6 protein-coding genes, 1 tRNA gene and 2 rRNA genes (1 of these 9 running past the window's edge) are annotated in these 12,389 nt (G+C 58.9%); 7 read left to right on the forward strand and 2 right to left on the reverse strand.

The genetic code is table 11. From position 1 onward, the window contains the following. The 3 genes from BSY16_RS17815 to BSY16_RS17825 form a co-directional block, all read left to right on the forward strand. Positions 1-2,505 (forward strand): 23S ribosomal RNA (locus BSY16_RS17815) (it extends 293 nt beyond the left edge of the window). 122 nt (positions 2,506-2,627) lie between these two features. Continuing rightward, positions 2,628-2,742 (forward strand): 5S ribosomal RNA (gene rrf, locus BSY16_RS17820). A 191-nt stretch (positions 2,743-2,933) separates the two neighbouring features. Next, positions 2,934-3,010, forward strand: a tRNA-Met gene (locus tag BSY16_RS17825). Between the two features lie 606 nt (positions 3,011-3,616). Here the strand turns inward: BSY16_RS17825 and BSY16_RS32770 are convergent. Then, entirely contained in the window at positions 3,617-4,822 is a 1,206-nt protein-coding gene (locus BSY16_RS32770) for a recombinase family protein (protein WP_069060907.1), read from the reverse strand. On the opposite strand from BSY16_RS32770, the gene BSY16_RS31995 reads away from it, so the two are divergent. From BSY16_RS31995 to BSY16_RS17845, 3 genes are all read left to right on the forward strand, one after another. Then, positions 4,802-5,500, forward strand: coding sequence for a PglZ domain-containing protein (locus tag BSY16_RS31995; protein WP_069060908.1), 699 nt, complete (start codon positions 4,802-4,804; stop codon positions 5,498-5,500). The two genes, BSY16_RS32770 and BSY16_RS31995, sit on opposite strands and share 21 nt — an antisense overlap. Before the next feature lie 11 nt (positions 5,501-5,511). Then, a complete protein-coding gene (gene brxL / locus BSY16_RS17840) occupies positions 5,512-7,578 on the forward strand; it encodes a BREX system Lon protease-like protein BrxL (RefSeq protein WP_069061610.1) in 2,067 nt (688 codons plus the stop codon). Between the two features lie 409 nt (positions 7,579-7,987). Beyond that, positions 7,988-9,604, forward strand: coding sequence for a GMC family oxidoreductase (locus tag BSY16_RS17845; RefSeq protein ID WP_069060909.1), 1,617 nt, complete (start codon positions 7,988-7,990; stop codon positions 9,602-9,604). Between the two features lie 3 nt (positions 9,605-9,607). On the opposite strand, the gene pdxR is transcribed toward BSY16_RS17845, so the two are convergent. Beyond that, positions 9,608-11,122, reverse strand: a complete 1,515-nt coding sequence (pdxR, locus tag BSY16_RS17850) for a MocR-like pyridoxine biosynthesis transcription factor PdxR (RefSeq protein WP_069060910.1) — start codon at positions 11,120-11,122, stop codon at positions 9,608-9,610. A gap of 162 nt (positions 11,123-11,284) precedes the next feature. On the opposite strand from pdxR, the gene BSY16_RS17855 reads away from it, so the two are divergent. Further along, complete coding sequence (locus BSY16_RS17855; RefSeq protein ID WP_069060911.1) at positions 11,285-12,388, forward strand: mandelate racemase/muconate lactonizing enzyme family protein; 1,104 nt, start codon at positions 11,285-11,287, stop codon at positions 12,386-12,388. Position 12,389 lies beyond the last annotated feature (1 nt).

Here is a 12,389-nt window from a genome sequence, read left to right on the forward strand (position 1 = left end):
GTAGTGGCGAGCGAACGCGGACCAGGCCAGTGGCAATGCTGAATAAAGTGGAACGGAATGGAAAGTCCGGCCTCAGCGGGTGATAGCCCCGTACACGTAGAACAAGCATTGTCCTTGAGTAAGGCGGGACACGTGAAATCCTGTCTGAACATGGGGAGACCACTCTCCAAGCCTAAGTACTCGTGCATGACCGATAGCGAACAAGTACCGTGAGGGAAAGGTGAAAAGCACCCCGACAAGGGGAGTGAAATAGATCCTGAAACCGGTTGCCTACAAGCAGTCGGAGGGCGCAAGCCTGACGGCGTACCTTTTGTATAATGGGTCAACGACTTAGTGTAACTAGCAAGCTTAAGCCGATAGGTGTAGGCGCAGCGAAAGCGAGTCTGAATAGGGCGATTGAGTTAGTTGCATTAGACCCGAAACCGAGTGATCTAGCCATGAGCAGGTTGAAGGTTGGGTAACACCAACTGGAGGACCGAACCCGCATCTGTTGCAATAGATTGGGATGACTTGTGGTTAGGGGTGAAAGGCCAATCAAACTCGGAAATAGCTGGTTCTCCGCGAAATCTATTTAGGTAGAGCGTCGACCGAATACCCTCGGGGGTAGAGCACTGGATGGGCTATGGGGACTCACCGTCTTACTGATCCTAACCAAACTCCGAATACCGAGGAGTACTAGTCGGCAGACACACGGCGGGTGCTAACGTCCGTCGTGAAAAGGGCAACAACCCTGACCTCCAGCTAAGGTCCCCAAGTCATGGCTAAGTGGGAAAGGATGTGAGGATCCCAAAACAACCAGGATGTTGGCTTAGAAGCAGCCATCATTTAAAGAAAGCGTAACAGCTCACTGGTCTAATTAAGGGTCCTTGCGCCGAAAATGTAACGGGGCTAAAGCCATGCACCGAAGCTGAGGATACGTCGCAAGACGTGTGGTAGCGGAGCGTTCCGTAAGCCTGTGAAGGGAGACCCGTGAGGGCTCCTGGAGGTATCGGAAGTGCGAATGTTGACATGAGTAACGATAAAGGGAGTGAGAGACTCCCTCGCCGAAAGACCAAGGGTTCCTGCTTAAAGTTAATCTGAGCAGGGTTAGCCGGCCCCTAAGACGAGGCGGACACGCGTAGTCGATGGGAACCACGTTAATATTCGTGGGCCTGGTGGTAGTGACGGATTGCGTAACTCGTACAGTCTTATTGGATTGACTGTGCGGGGAAGCGGTTCCAGGAAATAGCTCCACCGTATAGACCGTACCCGAAACCGACACAGGTGGTCAGGTAGAGCATACCAAGGCGCTTGAGAGAACTCTGCTGAAGGAACTCGGCAAATTGCACGCGTAACTTCGGAAGAAGCGTGACCTCATCGTACGCAAGTATGGTGGGGTGGCACAGACCAGGGGGTAGCGACTGTTTATCAAAAACACAGGGCTCTGCGAAGTCGCAAGACGACGTATAGGGTCTGACGCCTGCCCGGTGCTGGAAGGTTAAGAGGAGAGGTGCAAGCTTTGAATCGAAGCCCCAGTAAACGGCGGCCGTAACTATAACGGTCCTAAGGTAGCGAAATTCCTTGTCGGGTAAGTTCCGACCTGCACGAATGGCGTAACGACTTCCCCGCTGTCTCCAGCAGAGACTCAGTGAAATTGAATTCCCCGTGAAGATGCGGGGTTCCTGCGGTTAGACGGAAAGACCCCGTGCACCTTTACTATAGCTTTACACTGGCATTCGTGTCGGCATGTGTAGGATAGGTGGTAGGCTTTGAAGCAGGGACGCCAGTTCTTGTGGAGCCATCCTTGAAATACCACCCTTATCGTCATGGATGTCTAACCGCGGCCCGTTATCCGGGTCCGGGACAGTGTATGGTGGGTAGTTTGACTGGGGCGGTCGCCTCCGAAAGAGTAACGGAGGCGCGCGATGGTGGGCTCAGACCGGTCGGAAATCGGTCGTCGAGTGCAATGGCATAAGCCCGCCTGACTGCGAGACTGACAAGTCGAGCAGAGACGAAAGTCGGTCATAGTGATCCGGTGGTCCCGCGTGGAAGGGCCATCGCTCAACGGATAAAAGGTACGCCGGGGATAACAGGCTGATGACCCCCAAGAGTCCATATCGACGGGGTTGTTTGGCACCTCGATGTCGGCTCATCGCATCCTGGGGCTGGAGCAGGTCCCAAGGGTTTGGCTGTTCGCCAATTAAAGCGGTACGTGAGCTGGGTTCAGAACGTCGTGAGACAGTTCGGTCCCTATCTGCCGTGGGTGTAGGAATATTGACAGGATCTGTCCCTAGTACGAGAGGACCGGGATGGACATATCTCTGGTGGACCTGTTGTGGCGCCAGCCGCATAGCAGGGTAGCTATATATGGAATGGATAACCGCTGAAGGCATCTAAGCGGGAAACCAACCTGAAAACGAGTATTCCCTTGAGAGCCGTGGAAGACGACCACGTTGATAGGCCGGGTGTGGAAGCGCAGCAATGTGTGAAGCTTACCGGTACTAATCGCTCGATTGGCTTGATCGTTCTCATTGTTCATGCTCATCAGCCCCAAACGGGGCGATGACGCCAAGACGTGTTCACAAAATTAAGACAAACGAAGAGGCAATCCCTCTTCTACCAGCTTCTCGAATATTGCCTTTAGCCGACCTGGTGGTCATGGCGGGGTGGCTGCACCCGTTCCCATTCCGAACACGGCCGTGAAACGCCCCAGCGCCAATGGTACTTCGTCTTAAGACGCGGGAGAGTAGGTCGCCGCCAGGTCTGCTAAAGGCAATATCAAGCTTCTCATCACACAGTCGGCCCCGCCGAAGCTCAAGGGCCGCCTAAAGCGGTCCTTTTTGTTTGCAGTACGTCCCTTACACGAGACAACTGCTTCGCAATGGCTCGGCAGAACGCATAACCGCCAAGGCGGTTACGCAACCGCGACAACACCAAAGAGTGCTGTCGCTTGGCGCGGGGTGGAGCAGCCCGGTAGCTCGTCAGGCTCATAACCTGAAGGCCGCAGGTTCAAATCCTGCCCCCGCAACCACCGAAACTTGAATATTTACCCATTCAAGTCGCCTCACAGAAAGCTCCTCCGCGTAAGCGTCGAGGAGCTTTTTGCGTTTCTGCTCCGTGTCGAGTTCGCCGGCCCGCAGCTTCTCCAGATAATTGTGCTGCTTCAGTGCCTCGAACTGCTTCTCCAGGATCGTTGCTGCTTCCATCGCCGCGAGGATCGAGGCGATCCGGCCATGCACTTCGAGGGATGCCGGCTGGTGGCCGGGGGTCTTGCCGATCACCACCTTCTGGATGAACTGGCGCACGATGTTGATGAAGGGCTGCTTCGTCCCGGTATCGGCGTGTTCGCGCATGTAATAGAAGGCCGAGTTGATGACCAGCTCGACGGCTTCCGGACTGACTTCCGCCTTCAGCTTCCTGATCTTCTCCCCGAAATCTTCCTCCGTCGGTGCTTGCTTCAGCCGTGCCTCGAGCCCGGCCCGGCGCTCCTCGAGCTGGTCGAGCATGTCGTCGTAGGCGGGGAGGCGAGGGCGGCCCTCGGCGGCACGGTCATTGATCTGCTGGATGATGTGGCGCTGTTCCTGTTTGGCAGCCTTCAACGCCTCGGAAATGCGCTGGCGCTCGTCGGGTTCGTTCTTCACGGACGTTGCGAGGTTGCGGCGTGCCTGTCCGGCGACGTCGTCTCGAATACACCCATGCCGAAGAAGGCGGCGGGCAGGCAGGACAGGACCCGATCCTCCAGGTTCTTGCGCAGGATGGTCTTCTGGTTGGAGCAGCAAGAGCCGCCGAGGCCATCGATCGGCAGCTTGTTCTTGTGGTTCGAGCAGCCGTAACGTTCCTTGGCCATGATGGCGTAAGAGCCGCCGCACTCGGCGCATTCCAGCATGCCGCTCAGCAGGTAGCTTGGTCGATGCGTCCGGTTCAGCCGGTTGGTCTTCGTGCGGGAAAAGTTCTCCAGCGTCGTCAGTTGCCGTTCCTTCACCCGTGCCCAGAGTTCGTCGCTGATGATCCGCAAGGACGGGACTTCCGTCACGACCCATTCGCTCTTGTCGTTGAGACGGGCTGTGCGGCGTTCGGTCTCCGGGTTCTTGCGATAGTTCTGTTTGTTCCAGACGATCCGACCGACATAGAGCTCGTTGTGAAGGATGCCGGTCTGGCGTTTTCCATCGCCGCGAATGGTATCGTCACGCCAGTAATTCTCCTGCGGTGCGGGAATGCGGCGTGCGTTGAGGCTCGCGGCGATTGCTGCCGGGCTGACCCCGTTCGCATATTGTTCGAAGATCCAGCGGACGATCTCGGCCTGAGCAGGGTCGATCTCGCGCAGGCCCAGGATTCTGTCACCGTTGGCGTCGCGCTGCTGGCCGAGACGGTAGCCGTAGGAGAGGCGGGTCGTCGCCTTGCCCCTGCGCGCCGCCGTCTTCATGCCTTCCCGGGTGCGGTAGCGGATCTGCCCGACAAGTTCGTGACTGAGCATCGCACGGAACGACATCTCCATGTCCGTAACCGGGGTGCCGGCGTGGACGGTCCAGAGATCGACGTCGCGGTAGCGCAAGTCCTTGAGGATCTTGTGGCTGTGCTCGATATCGCGCGACAGTCGATCGACGGTCACGCAGAGAACCACATCGATGCGTTCCTCCTTCACGCGGGCGAGAAGCTGCTGGATGCCGGGACGCAGCATGAAGGACGTGCCGCTGACCGCGGCGTCGGAATAGGTCTCGACCAGCTTCCAGCCCTGCTTCTCGACGAACGTCTTGCCGAGTTCGATCTGCGTTTCGATCGATACCTCGTCCTGACGGTCGGTGGAGTAGCGAACGCTAACAACATGATCGTGACGTCCGATCATGGCTTCATCTACCAGCACCGGCCGATCGAAGAGAGCGACTTTTCTTCTGCGCAGGTCGAGGGAGACGTGATCCTTTTCCGAGACCGGCGTTTTATCCTCGGACACGGTCTGAAGGACAATCATGGCCTGCGACACTTCGCGCCGGGGCAGGCTGGTCTCGAAGGTTCGGTGGAATTTCTCATCCCCAAATCCATCAACCGGCTTCGTCGGCAAGGATCGGGGAGCCGGTTCGTGCATGGCGGCGTGACCCTTCAGGAGATTGTCATTCCCGTCGTCAAGATCAACAAGAAGCGGCAGAGCGACACAACTGCGGTTGAGGTGGAGATGATCGGAAGCTCCAACCAGTTGATCACGTCTAGCCAGATCTCGGTCCGCTTCTACCAAGTGGAGGCCGTCACGGAGAAAACCCAGGCGCGCACGCTTAAAGCAGGGATTTATGCACAATCGGGCGAATTGATCTCGGACAGCCACGAGCTTGTGTTCGACTTCAGATCTGAAAACGCGCGCGAGCGCGAAGTTCCGGTCCGGTTCCTTCTGCTCCGCCAAGCTGACGAATTCAACGGCCAGGAGGTGATCCTGAAGCTGGAAGAGCGGCACGGTGATACGTCCCACTTCAGGGAGTACCGCACAGCTCGCTACACGCTGCGCCGCAGCTTCTCGATTGATTTCGATTTTTGATGGGGGGAGCGATGACCGCGCTGGATGATAAGATCAATGAATGCTTCCCGGGCCTCGTAGTTCGCAAGGACCTGGTCAAGGCGGTAAAGGGCAATGCCATTGTCCCGTCCTACGTGTTGGAGTTCCTGCTCGGCCAATACTGCGCCACCAATGACGAGAGCTCGATCCAGTCAGGGATTGAGACCGTTAAGGAAATCCTCCGCAAGCACTACGTCCATCGCAATGAGGCGGGGCTGATCCGCTCGAACATCCGGGAAAAGGGCCGATGGAAGGTGATCGACAAAGTCAGCGTTGATCTCAACACTGACAAAGATGCCTATGAGGCGACCTTCGCCAACCTGGGCATCAAGAAGGTAATCATCGACTCCGACACTGTGAAGGCTCATCCCAAGCTGCTGGTTAGCGGCGTCTGGTGTATCGCCGACGTCGAGTACGAGCACAGCGAAGACAAGAGCGTCGAACCGTGGATACTAGGGGGCATCAAGCCGATCCAGCTATCAAAGTTTGACTATGAGGCATTTCTCGGCGCGCGCGCGGGATTTACGACCGATGAATGGATCGACCTGTTATTCCAAACGGTCGGCTTCGATCCCGAGATGTTCGGTCGCCGTAGCAAGCTCCTGCAATTGATGCGCCTCGTGCCCTTCGTCGAGCGAAACTACAATTTGATCGAGCTGGGACCGAAGGGCACTGGCAAGTCGCATATCTTCTCGGAGTTCTCGCCGCATGGCATCCTGATTTCAGGGGGCGAAGTGACGGTGCCCAAGCTGTTTGTCAACAACAGCTCGGGAAAGATCGGATTGGTCGGCTACTGGGATGTCGTCGCCTTCGACGAGTTTTCCGGTCGGCAGAAGCGTGTCGACAAGGCACTTGTCGACATTATGAAAAACTACATGGCCAACAAGAGCTTCTCGCGAGGAGTGGAGACGCTTGGCGCCGAGGCGTCGATGGTCTTTGTCGGGAACACCAAGCACAACGTTCCATACATGCTGAAGCACACCGACTTATTTGAGGAGCTTCCCGAGAAATACTATGATTCTGCCTTTATCGACCGGCTTCACACCTATGTCCCGGGCTGGGAGATCGACGTTATCCGTGGGGAGATGTTTGCGTCGGGTTATGGTTTTGTCGTTGACTACCTCGCCGAAATCCTTCGGCACATGCGTAATGACGACTACTCCAATCGCTATCAGGCCCTTTTTACGCTTTCAGCGGATATTTCGACTCGTGATCGCGACGGCGTGAATAAGACCTTTTCGGGCATGATGAAACTGCTCTTTCCAGCGGACAACGCAACCGAGGGTGAAGTCGAAGAGATCCTGCACTTGGCTGTGGAAGGGCGGAAACGGGTAAAGGACCAACTCCTTCGGATAGACAGCACATATCCGGAGACGGACTTCTCGTTCATGGCGCAAGATGGGCGGAAGGTCGTCGTCAAGACGCTCGAAGAGACAGAGTACCCACAATATTATCACAAGCGTGCGGCGGCCCACGACGGCTCAACGCCCGAGAGCGCAGGTGATGTCAAAGGTGCGTCCACCTCAAACGTCGTGCAGTACGCGGGTGAAGCAGAAACAGATGTCGTTGGTCCGCGTGAAGGACACAAAGTCTTTAGTGAGAACCAAAAAGGGGTCACGTTCGCCGATATCTTCTGGCCCTGGCTTAAAGGGGCCACAAATATCGTCCTCACTGATCCCTACATCCGAATGTTCCATCAGCTAAGGAACTTGATGGAATTCATAGAAATGATCGCTCAGCATAAAGCGCCGGAAGATGAGATGACAGTTCACCTGGTAACCTGTGCAGACGAGGCTTATCCAGAAAAGCAACAAACTAACTTAATTGCCATTGAGGCTGCGGCGGGCGCGGCAGGAATCAAATTTTCTTGGGAGTTCGACGGGACCAACAGGATTCACGCTCGGCATCTTGTGACGGATCGAGGTTGGAAGATCAGCCTAGATCGGGGCCTCGACATATTTCAGAAATTTGAGATGAACGATGCGTTTAGTCTTGCGAACCGACTGCAAACGTATCGGCAAGTAAAGGCGTTCGAGATTACTTATCTACGGTCCGTATGAGAATTACGCTTTCCGTTGCACCCGAGATTCTCGTTCTGCGATGTCGTTCGATCGTTGAAAAGACACATTCTCTCCTCCAGAGCGCGGAGTATCAAATAGGCAAGCCTCGGTGCCATCAGGCCCCCGCAACCAAATCATACAAACAAAAAGCCCTCCCGCAAGGAGGGCTTTTTGACGTTTTGGGCTTCAAAAGCCTCCAGCTTCAACGAGAAACGCCGCGTCTCCTCATTACCCGGCTGATGTCGCGCCGTGCGGCTGTGAGGCCCGTAGTTGGACGACGCCAGCGGGCCGGTCCGCAACGGGGCTGTGATAAACTGGTACGCCAATCCCATCGAAATGGATGCTGACGCAAGGTCCACGGGCGGATAGCAAGGGGTGGACGGCGTGCATTTGAAGGAATGGCGGAAACATGGACGAATACGACTACGTTGTTGTCGGCGCGGGATCGGCTGGCTGCGTGGTTGCCAATCGGCTTTCAGCGGGTGGCCACTATCGTGTCGCACTGCTGGAGGCCGGGGGCAGTGATTTGAACTTCTGGGTGCGCATGCCGATCGGCTATGGCAAGGCGTTCTACCATGACACGCTGAACTGGAAATATTTGACCGAACCCGTGCCGGGTTTCGGCGGCCGCCAAAGCTATTGGCCGCGTGGAAAGGTGCTCGGCGGATCCAGCTCGATCAACGCCATGGTTTTCATCCGGGGGCAGGCCCAGGATTTTGATGAGTGGCGCGCACTCGGCAATCCGGGCTGGGGTTACGAGGACGTGCTACCGGCCTTCAAGCGGATGGAAAACAACCTTTCCGGGCCCGACCAATGGCGGGGGCAGGATGGACCGGTCACCGTCACCAATATCGAGAAGGTCGTGCATCCGCTTTGCGCGAACTACCTCGCGGGCGGGCAAGAGGCAGGCCTTGTACGCAACCCGGATTTCAACGGTGCGACACAGGAAGGCATCGGCATCTACCAGATCACGACGCGCCATGGTTTTCGCTGCTCGGCCGCGACGGCCTATCTTGCACCGGCGCGCAAGCGGCACAATCTCACCGTGATCAAGGCGGCCCAGGCGACCCGTCTGTTGTTCGATGGTAAGCGAGCGACGGGCGTCGAATACAGGCAGGGTGGAGAGATCCGGCAGATCCGGGCACGCCGCGAGGTGATTCTTTCCGCCGGGGCCGTGAACACGCCGCAGCTTCTGCAGCTCTCAGGCGTCGGCGATCCGGCCTTGCTGAAGCGCCATGGCATCGAGGTCGTCCATGCGGCCACCGGCGTCGGACGCAATCTGCAGGATCATATCGGCTTCGACCATCTTTACAGGAGCAGACGGCCGACGCTCAACGATGTGCTGCGTCCCTGGTGGAGCAGGCTCATGGTGGGGCTGCGCTATGTGCTGACGCAGAGCGGTCCGCTGTCGCTCAGCGTAAACCAGGGCGGAGGGTTTTTCCGCACCAGCCCGGAGCATGCGCGGCCGAACATGCAGCTCTATTTTTCGCCGGTCAGCTATACACGCGCCCTTCCGGGGCGGCGGGCGTTGATGAGCCCGGATCCTTTCTCCGGCTTCCTCGTCGGGGTTTCCAACTGCCATCCGACGAGCCGCGGGCAGCTTGCTATCCGCTCCGCGGACCCTTTTGCCGCGCCTGAAATCCAGCCGAACTATCTCTCGACGGAGGAGGACGTGCAGGAACTGCTCGAAGCCGCGCATTTCCTGCGGCGTCTTTCCAGGACCGGCCCGATGCGCGAGATCATCGAGGACGAGATCCGGCCGGGCACGGGTATCACAGGCGATGAAGAGCTGATCGCCGACATCCGGGAGCGCTCCGGTTCGGTGTTCCACCCCTGTGGCACCTGCGCCATGGGGCCGGACGCCGCAACCGCGGTGGTCGATGCGCGTCTGCGCGTGCATGGCCTCGAGGGCCTGCGCGTCGTCGATGCCTCGATCTTCCCCCGCATCACCTCCGGCAATCTCAATGCGCCAACGCTCATGGTCGGCGAAAAGGGTGCCGAAATGATCCTCGCTGACGCCGGCTAGCGTTCAACCGGCGCGGCGGCCCTGCTCCTTGCGCATGTCCTTCAGAACAGCGCCGAGGGTTTCCGCCGCACTTGCGATCATGCGCGGCGGCGCGGAACTGAAGCCGAGGACAAGGCCGCGTTGCTTGACCGGCGTGATGGCAAAGCGGCTGATGGGGGAGACGAGGATGTTGCGCTCGGCCGCCCGGTGGGCGACGGCGAGCTCGTCGAAATCGTCGGCAAGGCGGCCGACTGTGTGAAAGCCCGTTTCGGTCGGCGCGACCTCCAGCATACCCTCCATATGCCGCGCCGCGCCGTCGAGCAGCGCCTGGAGCCGTTCGGCATAGACGCGCCGCATGCGACGGATGTGGCTGGAAAAATGACCGCATTCTATGAAGCTGGCGACGACCGATTGCAGGCTTGTGGCAGACCCCTGCAAGGTTGCCCCGGCGATGCGGTAGAAGACGTCGACCAGTCCTGGCGGCGCGACGACATAGCCGAGGCGAAGGGCTGCGAACAGCGCCTTGGAAAAGCTGCCGACATAGATGACGCGGCCGGACGTATCGACGCTCTTCAGCGTCGGCGGTGGGTGGCCCGCATAGTGGAATTCGCCGACATAATCGTCCTCGATGATCCAGGCTCCGGCCCTTTCGGCGGCCCGCAGCAGTTCGAAGCGGCGCTGGAGGCTCATCGTCACGCCAAGTGGGTGCTGATGAGCGGGGGTGACGAAAGCGAGGCGGAAATCGGGTGCAACGGCCAACCCCTCTGCGACGTTGATGCCCTCCTCGTCGATGCTGAGCGGCACGAGCTTCGCGCCGGAGGAAATCAGGCTGTTGCGCGCGCCGATCGCGCCGGGATTTTCGATCCACACCGTATCACCGGGATCGAGCAGGGTATTGCCGATGCGGTTGAAGGCATCCTGCGCGCCGTTGAAGATGAAGACCTGTTCGGGCTCGCAGGTGATACCGCGGTTGGCGCGCAGGTGCATCGCGACGGCCCGGCGCAGCTCCATCAACCCTTCCGCCGGGGGATAGCCGAGCAGCAGGTTGCGCGGCTGGCGCCAGTAACGTGCGACCATGCTCGCCCACAGCGCCATCGGAAACTCGTCGAAGGCCGGAATGCCGGTGATGAAGGGGCGCGGGTTTTCCGGGTGCGCCAAGCGGGGAAAGTAGTGTTCCGAAGCGTCGGCGCTGAGTTGGGCAAGGCGCGGCGGGCTGCGGATCTCGTCTTCGATACCTTTCACCGCGATCCTTGCTGGGCGACCGTCGCGCAGGGTTTCGGCGACATAGGCGCCGGCGCCGATGCTGGAGCGGATCAGCCCCTCGGCGGCGAGTTGCTCGTAAACGCTGATCGCCGTGGTGCGGGAAACCTCGTGGTCCTTCGCCAATGTGCGGCTGGAAGGCAGGCGCTCGCCGGGCTGGAGTTCGCCAGAGAGGATCATCTCGCGGAGCGCCGTACAGAGCTGCGCGCTGATCGGCGTCCTGGACGTGCGATCGAACTGCAGCGTGGGCAGCAATGCGCCGCCCGGATATTTTACCATCTCGCCCTCCCGGCCTGTCGTCCCCTCGCAATAATGGTCCGCTACTAAAAGTAAAGTGGACCTTATCGCGTGAAGATTTTGCGATGATTGTCGTACCAGTTCGCGGCGTCAAGGGCCGTTTCATCCGCCAGGTAGCTTGGCCGTCAAACAGATTAGATTGTCATGAAGATCAAACGCATCGAGACCTTCTGCAACAGGTATGTCGGCTTCGTCCGCATCACCGACGAGACCGGCGCCACCGGCTGGGGCCAGGTGTCGACCTACAATTCCGACATTACGTCCGAGATCCTGCATCGTCAGGTCGCGCCCTATACGCTCGGCGCCGAGATCACCGATCTCGACGACCATCTCGACCGCATCTTCGAGCGCGAGCACAAGTTTCCGGGCTCCTATCTCTACCGCGCCATGTGTGGTCTCGACACGGCGATCTGGGACCTGCGCGGCAAACAGGCCGGCAAACCGGTCGCGGCATTGCTCGGCGGCTCGGCCGGGCCGCTGCGTGCCTATGCCTCCTCGATGAAGCGCGATATCACGCCGGCCACCGAGGCCGAGCGGTTCAAGCGCCTGCGCGGCGAATATGGGTTCGATGCCTTCAAGTTCCGCGTTGGTGCCGAATGTGGCCGCAACCACGACGAATGGCCGGGCCGCACGGAGGAGATCATCCCGACGATCGCCAGGGCCGTTGGCGCCGAGGCCGATCTGCTCGCCGATGCCAACTCCTGTTACTCTCCGGCGCGCGCCATAGAGGTCGGCCGAATCATGCAGGACAATGGCCTCGTGCACTACGAGGAGCCGTGCCCCTACTGGGAACTCGAGCAGACGAAGGAAGTCACGGACGCCCTCGACATCGACGTGACCGGTGGCGAGCAGGATTGCGACCTGCCGACCTGGCGCCGCATGATCGAGATGAAGGCGGTCGATATCGTGCAGCCGGATATCTGCTATCTCGGCGGCATCAGCCGGACGCTGCGCGTCGTGCGCATGGCTGAAGCGGCTGGTATCCCCGTGACGCCGCATGCCGCCAATCTTTCCATGGTGACGCTTTTCACCATGCACCTGCTGCGCGCCATTCCGAATGCCGGGAAATATCTCGAATTCTCGATCGAGGGTGAGGACTATTATCCCTGGCAGGATGGTCTGTTCCGCAAGTCGCCTTATGCGATCGTTGATGGTAAGGCGACCGTGACCGACGAACCTGGCTGGGGTGTCGAGATCGATCCGGACTGGCTGGCGCGCTCCAGCTACCAGGCAAGTGAGGCGAACTGAG

Source organism: Sinorhizobium sp. RAC02 (assembly GCF_001713395.1).
Classification (GTDB): Bacteria; Pseudomonadota; Alphaproteobacteria; order Rhizobiales; family Rhizobiaceae; genus Shinella.